The 14,610-nt window shown below is 67.6% G+C and carries 19 protein-coding genes; 10 read left to right on the top strand and 9 right to left on the bottom strand.

Annotated elements, in window-relative coordinates:
• Window positions 1–212 precede the first annotated feature (212 nt).
• The 4 genes from EV649_RS41595 to mshD all read right to left on the bottom strand — a co-directional run bounded on the left by EV649_RS41595 (window position 213) and on the right by mshD (window position 3,623).
• Window positions 213–818 (bottom strand): DUF6318 family protein, encoded by a 606-nt coding sequence (locus tag EV649_RS41595; RefSeq protein ID WP_241998021.1) that lies wholly within the window; start codon window positions 816–818, stop codon window positions 213–215.
• 118 nt (window positions 819–936) lie between these two features.
• Complete coding sequence (locus tag EV649_RS12525) at window positions 937–1,368, bottom strand: PKD domain-containing protein (RefSeq protein WP_130383373.1); 432 nt, start codon at window positions 1,366–1,368, stop codon at window positions 937–939.
• Between the two features lie 491 nt (window positions 1,369–1,859).
• Window positions 1,860–2,378: a DUF6318 family protein gene (locus tag EV649_RS12520; RefSeq protein WP_130383372.1), complete on the bottom strand. Its 519-nt coding sequence runs from the start codon at window positions 2,376–2,378 to the stop codon at window positions 1,860–1,862.
• Window positions 2,379–2,714: 336 nt separating this feature from the next.
• Complete coding sequence (gene mshD / locus EV649_RS12515) at window positions 2,715–3,623, bottom strand: mycothiol synthase (protein ID WP_198682415.1); 909 nt, start codon at window positions 3,621–3,623, stop codon at window positions 2,715–2,717.
• 133 nt (window positions 3,624–3,756) lie between these two features.
• On the opposite strand from mshD, the gene EV649_RS12510 reads away from it, so the two are divergent.
• Both EV649_RS12510 and EV649_RS12505 read left to right on the top strand, forming a co-directional pair.
• Window positions 3,757–5,565: a bifunctional metallophosphatase/5'-nucleotidase gene (locus tag EV649_RS12510; RefSeq protein ID WP_130383370.1), complete on the top strand. Its 1,809-nt coding sequence runs from the start codon at window positions 3,757–3,759 to the stop codon at window positions 5,563–5,565.
• A gap of 195 nt (window positions 5,566–5,760) precedes the next feature.
• A complete protein-coding gene (locus EV649_RS12505) occupies window positions 5,761–5,991 on the top strand; it encodes a hypothetical protein (protein ID WP_241998019.1) in 231 nt (76 codons plus the stop codon).
• A 5-nt stretch (window positions 5,992–5,996) separates the two neighbouring features.
• On the opposite strand, the gene EV649_RS12500 is transcribed toward EV649_RS12505, so the two are convergent.
• A complete protein-coding gene (locus EV649_RS12500) occupies window positions 5,997–6,710 on the bottom strand; it encodes a response regulator transcription factor (RefSeq protein WP_130383368.1) in 714 nt (237 codons plus the stop codon).
• A gap of 160 nt (window positions 6,711–6,870) precedes the next feature.
• Between EV649_RS12500 and EV649_RS12495 the strand changes: the two genes are divergently transcribed.
• Together EV649_RS12495 and EV649_RS12490 are read left to right on the top strand one after the other, a co-directional pair.
• A complete protein-coding gene (locus EV649_RS12495; RefSeq protein ID WP_130383367.1) occupies window positions 6,871–7,110 on the top strand; it encodes a MoaD/ThiS family protein in 240 nt (79 codons plus the stop codon).
• Window positions 7,111–7,147: 37 nt separating this feature from the next.
• Complete coding sequence (locus EV649_RS12490) at window positions 7,148–8,512, top strand: hypothetical protein (protein ID WP_241998119.1); 1,365 nt, start codon at window positions 7,148–7,150, stop codon at window positions 8,510–8,512.
• On the opposite strand, the gene EV649_RS12485 is transcribed toward EV649_RS12490, so the two are convergent.
• The 4 genes from EV649_RS12485 to arfB all read right to left on the bottom strand — a co-directional run bounded on the left by EV649_RS12485 (window position 8,475) and on the right by arfB (window position 10,854).
• Complete coding sequence (locus tag EV649_RS12485; RefSeq protein ID WP_130383366.1) at window positions 8,475–9,083, bottom strand: hypothetical protein; 609 nt, start codon at window positions 9,081–9,083, stop codon at window positions 8,475–8,477. The two genes, EV649_RS12490 and EV649_RS12485, sit on opposite strands and share 38 nt — an antisense overlap.
• Complete coding sequence (locus tag EV649_RS12480) at window positions 9,080–9,646, bottom strand: hypothetical protein (RefSeq protein ID WP_130383365.1); 567 nt, start codon at window positions 9,644–9,646, stop codon at window positions 9,080–9,082. The genes EV649_RS12485 and EV649_RS12480 overlap by 4 nt, the downstream gene beginning before the upstream one ends.
• 97 nt (window positions 9,647–9,743) lie before the next feature.
• The gene (locus EV649_RS12475; protein ID WP_130383364.1) at window positions 9,744–10,370 is read right to left on the bottom strand and encodes a hypothetical protein; all 627 of its coding nucleotides are present in this window, start codon (window positions 10,368–10,370) and stop codon (window positions 9,744–9,746) included.
• Window positions 10,371–10,401: 31 nt separating this feature from the next.
• A complete protein-coding gene (arfB, locus tag EV649_RS12470) occupies window positions 10,402–10,854 on the bottom strand; it encodes an alternative ribosome rescue aminoacyl-tRNA hydrolase ArfB (protein WP_347233126.1) in 453 nt (150 codons plus the stop codon).
• Window positions 10,855–10,857: 3 nt separating this feature from the next.
• Here arfB and EV649_RS12465 point away from each other — a divergent pair, with 3 nt between their 5' ends.
• The 6 genes from EV649_RS12465 to EV649_RS12440 all read left to right on the top strand — a co-directional run bounded on the left by EV649_RS12465 (window position 10,858) and on the right by EV649_RS12440 (window position 14,545).
• Window positions 10,858–11,271, top strand: coding sequence for an HIT family protein (locus EV649_RS12465; RefSeq protein WP_130383362.1), 414 nt, complete (start codon window positions 10,858–10,860; stop codon window positions 11,269–11,271).
• A 45-nt stretch (window positions 11,272–11,316) separates the two neighbouring features.
• Complete coding sequence (locus EV649_RS12460) at window positions 11,317–11,748, top strand: thioredoxin family protein (protein WP_130383361.1); 432 nt, start codon at window positions 11,317–11,319, stop codon at window positions 11,746–11,748.
• A 60-nt stretch (window positions 11,749–11,808) separates the two neighbouring features.
• Window positions 11,809–12,657, top strand: coding sequence for an RDD family protein (locus EV649_RS12455; RefSeq protein WP_198682414.1), 849 nt, complete (start codon window positions 11,809–11,811; stop codon window positions 12,655–12,657).
• A 280-nt stretch (window positions 12,658–12,937) separates the two neighbouring features.
• The gene (locus EV649_RS12450) at window positions 12,938–13,384 is read left to right on the top strand and encodes a DUF4395 domain-containing protein (protein ID WP_130383359.1); all 447 of its coding nucleotides are present in this window, start codon (window positions 12,938–12,940) and stop codon (window positions 13,382–13,384) included.
• Window positions 13,385–13,396: 12 nt separating this feature from the next.
• Window positions 13,397–14,245, top strand: coding sequence for a sulfurtransferase (locus EV649_RS12445; RefSeq protein ID WP_130383358.1), 849 nt, complete (start codon window positions 13,397–13,399; stop codon window positions 14,243–14,245).
• A 3-nt stretch (window positions 14,246–14,248) separates the two neighbouring features.
• A complete protein-coding gene (locus EV649_RS12440) occupies window positions 14,249–14,545 on the top strand; it encodes a DUF1416 domain-containing protein (RefSeq protein ID WP_130383357.1) in 297 nt (98 codons plus the stop codon).
• Window positions 14,546–14,610 lie beyond the last annotated feature (65 nt).

Here is a 14,610-nt window from a genome sequence, read left to right as displayed (position 1 = left end):
GCCCGTGCGATCCATGCAGCGGCTTTTGGCTGAAGGGACCGACGAAGAAGGGGCGGGCGCGCTCGTCGAGGCCCGGCACAAACCTAGGTGGCATGCATGTACGCGGATCGCGCACCCACTGCGTCAGGCAGCAGTCGACCGATGGACCGGCCCGTTGGCACCATGAGTGGTCTCGATCCGCGGACCGGCGCCACATAGACCTCACTCGAATCTCATTGGGCGACGAGACTCATCGCGGCCATGGTCCATGACCCGTGTTGTTTGAGCAGGGTGAACTCGCGCTTGTACCTCTGTACTGGGCTTGTCACAGGTTTTGCCGACGGAGAGTCCTTCGATGTGTACGCGCCGATTGTCACCAGTGCGTAGCCGCCTACGCGTCCGCCATCTCCACGGAAAAGGTCCGGTACGTCGTTGACTCGTTCGAAGTAGTCTCCGGTGAGGCCCCCGTTCGCGGCGTTGACCTCGGCCACGTAGTTCGCATAACCCTTGCATTGTTTACAAATTGTCGCGGTGGGGGACAGCATCGGCGCGACGTCGCCCGTTGTCGAGGCGTAGTTCATGAGACTGACGTAGTACCTCACGAAGGCCTCTCCCGCAGCCAAACTGAGGCCTACGGCCGCGCGCGGTCGTAGGGGTGCATTCGTCGTAGGTGCCGAGGTTGCCGGCGATGAAGGCGTACGGGGTGCGCTCGTCGACGCTGGCGGTGGGGACGCGTTGGGCTGGGCGGCTTCGGGGCTGCCCTGGCTGCAGGCGGCTAGTAGTGCGGTGGCGCTTAGGCAGGCTAGAAATGTGATGGTCGGCCTGTTGGGGTGTGGCAAGTGTGCCGACCTCCGTAGTGACGCGATTGAACCGCGCCGGTTGGGCAGGGGTACGGATCCGGTACGGCGGCGTGGACCGATTCGACGTTCCTGCAGGTGGATCCCTGGCGAGACGAGATCAGCGGCCGGGGTCGACGAGGACGGGGACTGCTTCGCGGACCTGGAGTTGAGTGGCGGGGCCGGTGATGGGGACGGTGCCTTCGATGTACTGCCAACCGGTGTCGGCGACGTTGAAGCGGGCTGCGTAGTTGGTCGTCAATGTGAGGCTGACGGCGCCGCGCTTCATGTACTTGTGGGTGATGTCCTTCGACGGGTACGGCTTGCCGGGCGTGCTCGTGGTGAGCGCCGGGCTGCCGTCACCGAAGCGCCAGGTGTAGCTGATCGGCGTGGCCTCAACGACGACCGGGAATCCGAGCAACGTGACGGTGGTGGTCGACACCTTGCTGTCGTCGGTGTAGACGATCGTGTCCAGATTCACCAGCGTCCGCCCGTTCGGCTGCACCTTGACCGAGAGACCCGGGAACATGACGTTCTTGGTTTCCGACCGCACCTGCTCCCAGGTGACGTCCTCAGGCCGCGGGCGTATCACCTCCGGCGGCGTCGTGCGTTCCGTGATCTTCCGCCCAGCGCCCCCAGGCTGACACCGATTCGGACCGGGCACAGTCCCATCGGTCTGCACCCGACCACAGATGCCGATGTTCATCCGGATGTCTCGCCGAGCGTCAACGCTCTGCGGCTTGTGGAACCGCGTTGGCTTCGCGGGTTTGGTGATCGACTTGGTGGTCGGTGTCCGTGTGCTCTGTGAGCCTTTCCGCTCCTCGCGACCGCGTTTGGAGGTCGACGACTCGACCGTACCGCCCCAGCGTCGGGGTTTGCCCGTTACTTTCGGGACTGGCGTCGAGGATGCTTCGGCCATCGGACCGGTTGGAGACGCGTTTGCTGCGCTCAGGTCACCGGCGAGTACCGCCGTCGCGGAAACGCCGGCCGTAAGGGTCAGCGTCGCGAGCGACGCGCACGCACAGCGGACAAGATCCGCCTTCATTATTTGATTTCCATCTCGTACATCACCCAGTTCCCGCCACTTGGTGAAAGGGTGAACTCCATCGTCCCCGTGTCGCCTCCCTGGGGAACGGGGGACGCGCTGGGTGAATCCCTCTCGGTGAATGTCCCCGATTTGAGGGTCGCCGAGCCGCCGAGCCGTCCGGAACTGCCTCGGAAGATTTCTTTGACATCTATGAGGCGATCCTTGTAGTCGCCTTCAAGGGTGCCGTTCTTAAGATTGATCTTCAGGACGTAGTCCGCGATAGCCTTGCAACCGAGACAACCTTTGTCGCTCGCCGCAAGGAGTGGGCCGGAGTCGCCTGTTCCGTACGAATAGTTGAGCAGATCGACGTAATACCCGATGAAGGCTTCGCCGGCAGCAAGGGTTGCCCCGGCCGCGGCTTTCGGACGCCCGGGCGGGGCGGTGGGCAGAGTTGGGGGAGGCGTGCCGACCGTGTTGCTCGCTCCAGGGCTCGCCGACGTCTCGTTCGTGGGGGCCGTTGACGTGCCCGTCGACATCGGCGGTGAGGTGTTGGGTTGGCCTGCCTCCGGGCTTCCCTGGCCGCAGGAAGTGAGTAGCGCGGTGGTGGATAGGCAGGCCAGGAGCGCGTGGGTTGGCCTGTTGCGGTGTGTCACGTGTGTCAGCCCTCCGTAGTTGACACGATCGTAACTGCGGGGTGGGGCGGGGTTCGATGTCAAAAGATGCAGTTGTGGATAACGGGGTTGGGGGCCAGGAGCCGTCCGGCTGGGGGGTTAGAGGCTCGGACGGCTCCTGGTTGGTGGTGGGACGAGGCGGGGTGGGGTTTATGACGTGAAGTGAGCGGGTGGCTTCGCTGTGATGTCGTTCACAGGACGTCAGGCGGGGGCGTACTGGACGTCCAGGGCGGCGGTGGTGAAGTTCAGGGAGTTGTAGAGGGCTCTGGCTGCGGTGTTGGTGCCGTCTACGTAGAGGACTATCTCGTCCAGGTTGCGCGTGGTTTGCAGGTGGTAGAGGCCTTGGAGGGTTAGAGCCTTGCCCAGGCCCATGCCCTGGTGGGTGGGGGAGACGCCTACTACATAGACCTCGCCTACGCCGTCCTCGACCTTGGTCCAGTGGAAGCCGGCGATCGCCCCGGTGGTGGAGTCGACGGCGAGGAAGAAGCCGTCGGGGTCGAACCATGGTTGCTGGAGGCGTTCGGCCAGGTCCGCGGCGGTCCAGCTGCCCTGCTCCGGATGGTCGGCGAAGGCGGCCGCGTTGACCTTCAGCCAGGCGGCGTCGTCCTGGCCGGGGACGAACGTGCGTACGTCGATGCCGTCGGGCCAGACGGGTTCTGGGAGGTCGGCCCTGGTACGGCGGAGGAAGTAGAGCTCCCGGGTGACCTCGAGGTTGAGGCGGTGGGCCAGTTCGTCGGAGCCGGGCAGGCGGCCGTGGGCCCAGACGCGGGTACGGGCGCCGCCGTGGTCGAGGAGGATGCGGACGAGCGCCGTACCGAAGCCTTGGCGGCGGGCGGACGGGGCTACGAAGAGTTCGGCGGAGCCGTCGGGGGACAGGGCGCCGTACCCGACCAGGTTGCGGGCGCTCTGCAGGCCGCTGACCTCGATGGTGCCCGGATCGCCTTCGTAGGCGAGGACGTGGACGTCACCGGGGTGTTCGCCGTCGAGGTGCAGGAGGGTGCGTTCGGAGAGCGGGTTGACGCCGTCGCTGTGTGCTGCGACGCGGGCGAGTTCCGTGACGGCGGCGGCAGTGGCCGAGGGCAACGGTGAGGGAACGGCTTCGAGGGTCACCTGAATACCGTAAAAGGTCCGGCTGAGTTCACGCTCAGGTCCTGGCGAGGGCGCGTCGTCACGGGTAACTTTCGCGGAACCGCGGAGGATTTCGCGGCACCGCAACAGCGGTGACCGAGACGACGGAGAAGAGATGGCCATCACAGCACGAGGCAGGGCACGGTTGGGGGGATGGCGGGCGGTCGGACTGCTCGTCACCGGGACGGCCGTGGCGCTCGCGTTGGCCGCGGGGGGATCCGTGAGCCAGGCAGGAGCCGCGACCCAGGACGCGACGGAGGACGCCGCGACCAAGCCGAAGCCGACGCACAGCCAGATCCAGCTGCTCGCGATCAACGACTTCCACGGCAACCTTGAGCCCGCGTCGGGGTCCGGCGGCAACATCAACGGCATCCCGGCGGGCGGCGCGGCGTACCTTGCCACGCATCTGAAGCAGCTGCGGGCGGCCGCGGAGGCGAAGGGGCAGGACTCGGTGACGGTCGCCGCGGGTGACCTGATCGGCGCCTCGCCGCTGCTGTCGGCCGCGTTCCACGACGAGCCGACGGTCGAAGCGCTGAACGGGATGGGACTCGAGGCTGCGTCGGTGGGCAACCACGAGTTCGACGAGGGCTGGCATGAGCTGCTCCGGATGCAGACCGGCGGCTGCCTGCCGGACGGCGACGGGGCGAACAACCAGAACTCCTGCCCGGACGCGGCGCACCCGTTCGAGGGCGCGAAGTTCAAGTACCTCTCCGCGAACGTGTACTTCGAGAACACCCGGAAGACCCTGTTCGCGCCGTACACGATCAAGACCTTCAAGGACGGCAAGAAGGTCGGCTTCATCGGGATGACGCTGGAGAACACGCCGAACATCGTGACCAAGGCCGGCGTCGAGGGCCTGACCTTCAAGGACGAGGTCGACACCGCGAACGCGCTGGTCCCGGTGCTGAAGAAGAAGGGTGTGGAGTCGATCGTCGTGCTGCTGCACGAGGGCGGTTTCCCGGTCGACCCGAAGGCGTACAACAGCTGCCCGGGTATCTCCGGCCCGATCGTGGACATCAACGCCAACCTGGATCCGGAGATCGACGCGATCATCTCCGGCCACACCCACCAGGGGTACAACTGCTCCCTGCCGGACAAGGACAAGAACCCGCGGCTCGTCACCAGCGCCTCGTCGTTCGGCCGGCTCGTGACCGACGTCCGGTTGAGCATCGACAACGCGACCGGTGACGTCGACCGGGTGAACACGCTGGCGAACAACCAGATCATCACTCAGGACGTCGTGCAGGACCCGAAGACGGCGACCCTGATCGCCAAGTACAAGCAGCTCGTCGCCCCGATCGAGAACAAGGTGATCGGTCACCTCACCACGCCGTCGGTGGTGCGGACGAACGACGATTCGCTCGAGTCCCCGCTGGGCAACCTGATCGCCGACGCGCAGTTGGCCGACTCGAGTGTCGTGACCGGTGGGAAGACACCGGTCGTGGCCTTCATGAACCCGGGCGGAATCCGCGCCGACCTGGCGTCCAACAGCGGTGAGGTCACCTTCGGGGAGGCCTTCAGCGTGCAGCCGTTCAACAACTTCCTGGTCTCGATGGACATGACCGGGACGCAGATCAAGGCCCTGCTGGAGCAGCAGTTCTCCGGGCTGAACGGCCCGGACGCGCCGAAGTTCAAGGTGCTCCAGGTCGCGGGCATCACCTACACCTGGAACCCGGCCGCCGCGGCGGGCTCGAAGGTGGTGGCCGGTTCGATCAAGATCGGCGGGCAGCCGCTCGTCGACGGTACGACGTACCGCATCGTCACGAACAACTTCCTCTCGGACGGCGGTGACGGCTTCCCGGCCTTCACCACCGCGACGAACAAGTTCTTCGGTGGCTTGGACATCGATGCGTTCGCCAACTACCTGACCGCGCACGACCCGTACACGCCGGTCGCGACCGACCGCATCTCCGTCGGTTCCTGACCGCAACGGCTGACTGAACGAGAGCCGGTACGTCGCCTCACAGGCGGCGTACCGGCTTTTTCTTCTGGTCAGTGATCCTGGTACCTTGCGTACTCAGGCACTTACGGAAGGTGAGCGATGGCGCACGTTGCTCCGACCTCGCACCGGCGGGCTCCCAGGGCTTCGCATCGCGGGCATCGCAGCGCGGATGGGCCGGTGCAGCTCAGCAGCTGGCTCGGGTTGACGGTGGCATTCGTGGTGGGGCTGATCCTGACGGCGCAGTCGCACGTCGGTGTTCACGCGGCCGGGGTCACCCTGCTGGTGATGCTGGTGCCGGTCACCGTCGGGGTGTTCGTGGCGGCGTTCCGGCAGGGCGTCGGGTCCTGGAAGGCGGCCCTCGTCACGGCAGCCGCGCTGGCCTTCACCCTGCTGAAGTTCTTCCTCTAAAGACCTCAGGACGTCACTTCGGCGGTCTCGCGCGCGGAGGGCGTCGGCGGCACCACGAAGCGGTAGCCGACGTTCCGGACGGTGCCGATCAGGGCCTCGTGCTCGGGGCCGAGCTTGGCGCGCAGGCGCCGTACGTGCACGTCGACCGTCCGCGTACCGCCGAAGTAGTCGTAGCCCCAGACCTCCTGGAGCAACTGTTCCCGCGTGAACACCCGACCCGGGTGCTGCGCGAGGAACTTGAAGAGCTCGAACTCCTTGTACGTCAGGTCGAGCGCCCGCCCATTGAGCTTCGCGGTGTACGACGCCTCGTCGATCACGACGTCGCCGCTGCGGATCAGCGTGGACTCGGGCTCGTCGTTGCGGGTCGCGGCGAGACGGCCGATGACGAGCCGCAGCCGGGCCTCGATCTCGGCCGGGCCGGCGGTGTCGAGCAGTACGTCGTCCGCGCCCCAGTCGGCGTTGACCGCGGTCAGGCCGCCCTCGGTGACGACCAGGATCAGCGGTACGTCGATACCGGTCGTGCGGATGAGCCGGGAGGCGCTCCGGACGGCGACCAGGTCGCGGCGGGCGTCGAGCAGCACGGCGTCGGCGTCCGGCGCGTCGACCAGCGCGGAGACCTCGGTCGGCAGGATGCGGATCTGGTGGGGGAGCAGGGCGAGCGACGGCAGGACCTCGGTGGAGGCCTGCAGGGCGTTCGTCAGCAGAAGCAACGTGCTCACGCCGTCTCCTTGTGCTGATCATCGGATCCGATGGCCGCGATCCGGGCCTCGTGCGCGTCAGGCCCCGACGGCGTCGTTGCCGGGGGCCTGGGACACACTGGGTCTAACAGCAAGCTGACATAATAGCCGAGACTTAACCGATTAGTGAGGCGCGGACCAGATGCCGGAAGTGACCATCAGGTACTTCGCTGCCGCACGCTCGGCCGCCGGGGAGTCGTCGGCGACCGCCGAGGCGGGCTCGATCCGTGACCTGGTCACGACGGTTTCGACCGATCGGCCGGAGCTGGCGCGGGTGCTGTCGATCTGCACGTTCCTCCTGGACGGCGAGCGCGCCGAGCCCAGTACGCCGCTCACCCAGGGCGCCCTGGTCGATGCTCTCCCGCCCTTCGCAGGCGGCTGACTAGGACTCTTCGCCAGGTACATTCGTCGCCGTGGCGATGGAGTCGGGGACGCTGCTCACTACGGTGGGTCGCGCGGGGGTCCTGTTCGGGAAGGCGTGGCCGCGCCTTCTGGCGGTGTTTCTGGTGGCCCAGCTGGCGCACCGCGGCCTGCAATGGGTAGCGGTCCAGGCAGGCGCCAGAGCTGAGGCGGCCGGCATCGCCGTACTGGCGTTGCTCGTAGTGGTCTCGCTGGCGATGTACGTGACCATGTTCCTGGTCCTCCGCGGCGAGCTCCCGTTCCACCGCAGGGCAGTTGCCGAGGGCATGCTCGCCCCCGACGGTGTGGAGCCCGGCCGTGAACACCGGGCGCTCGACGCGCTCGCTGCGGCGCTCCTCCCGTTCCTGGCCTTCTACGCCGCCTACAAGTTCCTGCAGAACGAGGCGCTCGACTACGAGTACCAACTGGCCGTCCACAAGGTCAACGAGACAGTGGCCACCGTCCTGGGCGGCGGTACGGTTCCGCAGCCGTCAGAGGGTCTGCAGTCGCTCTCTACCTGGTTGTTCCTCGGCCTGGGCGTCACGGCGTACCTGCTCCGCTTCGCGTTCAAGAAGTGGCGGAAGGACAAGGAAGGCCCGGTCCGCAAGCTGTTCGTCACGTACCTCGAGGCGCTGTGGATCTTCGTCGTCGCGTACCAGGCCACGTCGGTCATCCCACCGCCGATGACCTGGCTGAAGGAGCGCCAGGTCTGGCAGTGGCTGCACGACGGGTACACCTGGGTGCTCGACCACGTGCTGGGCGTCAACCAGGTCCGCGAGGTGTGGGACGCGGTCACCGGGTTCGTCACCGCCGGCATTGCGGACCTCTGGGACGCCGCGGTGCTCCCGCTGATGTGGATCACCATGACCGCGATCATCTACGGCCGCGTCGTGCAGAAGCTCGACAAACCGCGCTGGCGGTTCGACCGCATTACGCACCGCTGGCAGCAGACGCCGCGGATCGTCCGCGTCGCCGGGAACTCGGTCGTCGCCGACTGGAAGGACCGCTGGACCCCTGTCCTGGAGGCGTTCCGGCTGGTGGTCCGCTCCGGCCTGCGGCCGATGCTCGGGTACTTCCTGGCCTGGGCGGTCGTCACGTTCGCCGCGAGCGCCGTGTGGATCGCCCTGAAGGTGTGGGTCCTCGGACCGCACACGCTGCAGTTCTGGATGGTCATCGACGAGCCGCTGAACCTGATCACCGACGGCCTGAAGATCATGCTGCAGGTCAGTCTGCTCGCCGCCGCGTACGACCGGATGATCGGCGGCCTGGCCGGCTACCTGACCCCGCGTACCCGCGCGGTCCACGAGCAGTCGGCCGGCGACCACGGTGTCACCGACCTCAGCGCCGCTACCTCGGGAATGCCAGGTACTGAGGCAGTTTCGTAGCCCACGTGATCGTCGTCTGCACGCTGCCGGCGACGGACGACGGTACGACGAACACCGCGACCGTCTCGAACGGCTTCCCGGCCACGGGCTTCAGGTAGTACGGCGCCGCGGTGCCACGCCAGCTCGACGGCTTGTCGTCGGAGCCGCCGCTGCACCCGTTCGGGCGGTCCTGGTAGTCGTCCGCGAGCGTGTCCTCGTCCCAGATCCGGCCGTCGGGCGCCCGCAGATGGACCTGGCAGCCGCCGAGCCCTTCGAGCGCGGACAGCTTGTCCACCTGCAGCCGGACGTGCACCCGGATGCGCGTGGTCCCTTCGGGCAGCGCGTCCTGATCAACACCCTTCTCGGACGGCTGCGGGTTCTCCTCGACGTTGGCGGCGTACCAAGTAGCCCCGTTGTACGACGTACCGCCCGACGACACCGTGACGGGATCGCGGGGCTCGTTGTTGTACCAGGACTTGTAGTCGCTGCGCGTGGTCCACCAGCCGGCGAGCGGGATCGCCATCACCAGCGTCGCGAGCGCGGCCGTGTTCTTCCCGAACCAGCCACGACGGGCCCGGCGCGCGCCGCTCATGTGTCGCTCGCAGCGGCCAGGTCGACGACGTCTTCGAGCTTTGGCGTGTCGGAGCCGAGTGGCACGGTGACCTGTGGCTCGAGGTCGTTCAGGATCGACTTCTCCATCACCAGCAAAGTTGCCCCGGGCACCTTGTCGGCCGGCATCTCGACCACGAACGAGCCACGGGCCGGAATGTCCGGCGCGAATTCGATCCCGGTCAGGTCGAACCGGTCGAGACCGCTGCGGTTCGCGCCGAGGTAGGTGACGCCGTCGGCCGACCGGATCCGGATGTCGAAGATGTGCATCGGCTCCCGTTTGGCGGTGACGCTGGCGTCAACGACCACGAAGGTGGTCAGCGAGTCGCGGTCCGGCGTGGACCGCGGGATCCGGAGCTTCTTGCCGACCCGGACGTCGTCGACGGTCAGGTCGAAGCGCGGCGTCTGCACCGCGCGCCCGACGATGCCGTTCACCGAGGTCGGCTGCTGGATGTCCTGCTGCGTCGGCGTGAACCTGTACAGCGCGACGATCGCGACCAGTACGGCGAGCGTGAGGCCGACGTTCAGCAGTTTCCGCCCGGTCATGGGGCCTCCCGGTCTGGACTGAGGAGCGGAGCGACGAGGGAAGACCGGGAGTCACAGCCCCATGACCCGCCGCGACGGAGTCGCGGCATCAGAGCCGTCACTTGGTGTTGTCCTTCACCGCGACCGTGCTGTCTGCGGCGATCTTGTCCGGCAGCCACTTCTCGTGGTGGTCGAGGATCGACTCGTCCTCGTGCTCGTAGCCCTGCACGGTCAGCTTGACCTCGGTCGGGAACTGGCTCGCCTTCGGCAGCTTCCACACGTACGCGACGTCCTCGGCCGCGTCCGGGGTGAGCACCGGGTTCATCGTCGCGTCGCGGAGGTTCGTGCTGCCGAGCGGCGGGTCGGTGTCCTTCACCCCGGGCACGCCGATCAGCCGGATCAGGTCCGACGGCGGTGTCGTGCCGGTGTCGTCGGTGACCTTCAGCTTGGTCACGACCGCGATCAGCACCCCGCCGTCGTCCGGGGTGAACAGCGGCTTCAGGTCCTTGACGGTGACGACCCGCTGGACGGTGACCTCGAACTGGCCGGCGTCGATCGCGGTACCGGCGTCCACCTGCGGAGTCTCGTCGCCGGCCTTCTTGAGCCCGCCGAAGGCCGCCGAGACCACCAGCAGTACGGCGCCGGCGCTGATCGCCCAAGTCCGCACCGAGCGGCCCCGCACCTTGAGATCCTGAAACTCCGGGAGCTCCTCCGGCTCCTGCCCCCCGCTCCCCGTTTCCTGCACGCGGGCAAGCGTATCCAGCCAAAGGGCCGCGTCAGTCGTCCGGCCGTCCGCGGAGCCGCTTGGTCTGGCCGCGGCGCTTCTTGTCGTCCAGCCGGCGCCGTACGGACCCCTTGCTCGGCTTGGTCGGCCGCCGCTTCCGGGGCGGCGGAGCGATCGCCTCCCGGATCAGTACAGCGAGCCGTTCCCGCGCGGCCTCCCGGTTGCGCCACTGCGACTTGTACTCCGACGCGGCGATCGTCACCACCCCGTCGACCAGCCGCGACTGGAGCCGCTCCAGCGCCCGCGTCTTCAGTACGTCGCTCAACGCCGACGTACCGGCCACGTCGAAGCTCAGCTCGACCCGGCTGTCCGTGGTGTTCACGGACTGCCCGCCCGGTCCGCCCGACCGTGAGAACCGCCACATCAGCTCTGCCTCGGGAATCACCACCCCCGACCGCACAGTCACTCCACTCTCCACAGGTCCATTAGACCGGAGCACAATCACCAGATGGATGCCTGCGTCTTCTGCGGCCTGATCTCCGCCGACTCGGCCCGCTGGATCGCCAAAGAGGACGCGGCGGTCGCGTTCCTCCCGCTGCCCGGTGAGGAGATCGCTCCGGGGCACACGCTGGTGGTGCCACGGCGTCACACCACCACAGGTCTCCTGGACGCGCGGCCGGGTGACCTGACCCTGGTGATGGACCTGGCTCAGCGCATCGCGCAGAAGATGGTGGCGAGGCTCGGGGCAACCGGTGTCTGCCTGCTGAACGCCAGCGGGCCCGGCTCCGGCCGCACTGTCGACCACCTCCACTTGCACGTGGTCCCTCGGTACCCGGGTGACGGCGACGACTGCCTGCCCTGGCCGACCGGGCGTTCGGGCCACCGCCTCGCTGTGGATCCGCAGGTGCTTCTCAGCACGTGAAACGGGCGGTTGAACTGTGAACGGGGCGACGTACCGTGGGTAGCTGTGAGCCTGGGGCTGTGGGTACTCGTCGCGGCGGTAGTAGCCGGCGTGGGGCTCAGTGTGCTCAAGGCGTGGGTCGACGGGCGGTTTCGCGGGAAGAGCGAGGACGACGTGGAGCGAGTGACGGCCGCGGAGTTGGGCGGGGAGCTGGGCGAGCGGGCGACGCTGCTGCAGTTCTCGTCGGCGTTCTGTGCGCCGTGCCGGGTCACGCGGCGGACGCTGGCCGACGTCGAGGGCATGGTCGACGGAGTGCGCCACGTGGAGCTGGACGCCGAGTCCCACCTGGAGCTGGTACGCCGGCTCGACATCCTGCGTACGCCGACCACGCTGGTGCTCGACAGCACCGGAGCGGTCGTGAAGCGCGCCAGCGGAGCGCCGCGGAAGCCCGACGTGATTGCCGCGCTGGCTGTCGCGATCGACCGCCAGCCGAGCTGACAGCGTCCGGTACGCGTCACCGGATGGCCAATGAACCGGGACTTACGCAAGACTCTCCCGGTGAGCTCCCAAGTAGCAGGTTGGTACGACGACCCTGAGGACCCGACCCAGCAGCGGTACTGGGACGGCAACGCCTGGACGGATCAGCGTCGGCCGCAGGAGGGCCCACCCCCGTTCCAGGGGCAGTTCGGCCAGTCGAAGACGCAAGACTTCCCGAAGTACGGGCAGACCGCGGAGCACGGCCAGGTGTACGGCGGCGGCGGTCCGGGGGCTCAGTCACCGACGCAGTTCGGCCAGCAGGCCCCGCAGCAGGGCGGCTACCCGGCGTACCCGCAGAGCGGACAGGGTTTCGCCTACCAGGGGCAGAATTCCGGCACCACCCCGGACGGTCAGATGCTGTCGGGTTGGTGGCGCCGTGTTTTCGCGCGCATCATCGACTCGATCATCGCCTGGTTCATCGCCTTGCCGCTGACCGGGTACTTCTACTACCAGTCCAGCAAAGTGATGAACTCGTGGGTGGAGGACGTCCTGGACGCCGCCCGGGCCGGTAGCTCGACTCCGGTCTCGATGCCGCCTGAGGTGTTCAAGTACGCCATCCCGGCGTCCCTGCTGGGGGCTCTGGTCGTGTTCGTCTACGAGTACCTGTTCCTGGTCGCGAAGGGCCGCACTCCCGGCAAGATGGCGACCGGGATCGCGGTCCGGCTGCGGGACGTGCCGGGCAAGCCGCCGCGCGGTGCCGCGGCGAAGCGCGGTGGTCTGATCCTGGCCCTGAACGTGGCCGGCTCGATCCCGGTCGTCGGTCTCTTCGCCTCCCTGGCTCTGCTGCTCAACTACCTCTGGCCGCTCTGGGACGACAAGAAGCAGGCGCTGCACGACAAGGTCGCCGCGACCAATGTGGTCCGCGTCTGAACCACCGTTGTCCATAGTTTGATCAGTTGTCTCACGTGATGGGACCACGGGTGGCGCGCCCGCCCAGGTTCCGTAGTCTCATTGCGTGGTTTACACGACATGGCTGACGAAGCGACGGGCAGTGGACAACTGCCGCGTCCGCTCTTCGCTGTGTCGTCGCCGCTGACCAGGCGGCGTCCAGAGCGCTGCGGAACCGGTCGCTGAGCACGGTTCCGCGTACGTCGCCTCCCGCAGACCCGGGCGGGTTCCGGCTCGACATCCTCCTTCACCGGGAGTCGTCATGTCCGAACAACAGACGGCACAACAGGTCGATCCGCGCGGTCTCCGGTTCGCCGCCGGCGTGACCACGGTCGTCCTGGCGCTGACGCTCGTACTGAACAACCCCTGGCCGCTCGCGGTGCAAGCCGTGGTGTTCACGATCTCGGTCGCGTTCGGCGTCAGCGCGTCGCCGTACGGGTTGCTGTTCAAGCGGCTGGTCCGGCCCCGGCTGGGCCCGCCGAAGGAACTGGAGGACGCGGCCCCGCCGCGGTTCGCCCAGCTGGTCGGCCTCGTCTTCGCGGTCGTCGGTCTGGTCGGGTACCTGACCGGCGTGACCGTCCTGGGAGTGGTCGCCACCGGATTCGCCCTGGTCGCCGCGTTCGTGAACGCGGCCGTCGGGCTCTGCCTCGGCTGCGAGGCCTATCTGCTGATCCACCGCATTCGTACGCCAACCACCGCTACCAACTGAGAGGCAGCACACATGAGCAGGGAATCCGCGCTCGTCTCGGCCGACTGGGTCGAGGAGCACAAGAACGACGCCGGTGTCGTCCTGATCGAGGTCGACGAAGACGTCTCGGCGTACGACGCCGGCCACATCGCCGGCGCGATCAAGATCGACTGGCAGGACGACCTGCAGGACCCGGTCCGTCGCGACTTCGTCAGCCAGGAGCAGTTCGAGGCGCTGCTGTCCGACCGCGGCGTGAAGAACGACGACACGGTCGTGCTGTACGGCGGCAACAACAACTGGTTCGCGGCGTACGCGTACTGGTACTTCAAGCTCTACGGCCACGGTGACGTCCGCCTGCTCGACGGCGGCCGCAAGCGCTGGGAGCTGGACAGCCGCGAGCTGACCGACGAGGTCGTCAAGCGCGAGGCCACCGAGTACTCCGCGCAGCCGCAGAACCTGGAGATCCGCGCCTTCCGCGACGAGGTCAAGGACGCCATCGGCGTGAAGAACCTGGTCGACGTGCGCAGCCCCGACGAGTACGCCGGCCGGCTGCTCGCCCCGGCCCACCTGCCGCAGGAGCAGGCGCAGCGGGCGGGTCACATCCCGACCGCGGCCAGCATCCCGTGGAGCAAGGCGGCCAACGACGACGGCACCTTCCGCGCCGACGACGAGCTGAAGACCCTGTACGCCGACGCCGGTGTCGACTTCGGCAAGGACACCATCGCGTACTGCCGGATCGGCGAGCGCTCGGCGCACACCTGGTTCGTGCTGCACGAGATCCTCGGCCAGGCGAACGTGAAGAACTACGACGGATCCTGGACCGAGTGGGGCTCGCTGGTCGGCGTACCCGTTGCCCTCGGCGACGAGCCCGGAAAGGCCTGACACATGTGCGGAGCGAAGAAGGGCGGCCTCGACCTCAAGGGTGTCGACGTCGACAAGGAGGCCGTGATCCAGGGCCAGGTGCTGCGCGGCGAGGAGCCGGTCGGCGGCGCGTACGTGCGGCTGCTGGACTCCACTGGTGAGTTCACGGCCGAGGTGCCGACCTCGGCGACCGGGCACTTCCGGTTCTTCGCGGCGCCGGGCAGCTGGACGCTGCGCACGCTGGCCCCGAAGGCCGACCCGGTCGACCGTCAGGTGGTCGCGCAGTACGGCGAGGTTGCGGAAGTGGCCGTCACCGTCTGAGCAGTCGTTCGTTACTGATGGTGCCACCCCCACCCGACGGTGGCCCACCCTGAAGTAAGCACCGA

It is taken from the genome of Kribbella sp. VKM Ac-2569 (assembly GCF_004216905.1).
Classification (GTDB): domain Bacteria; phylum Actinomycetota; class Actinomycetes; order Propionibacteriales; family Kribbellaceae; genus Kribbella.
Note: the sequence above shows the minus strand (reverse complement) of the source record. Positions and strands in the feature narration are given on the sequence as shown.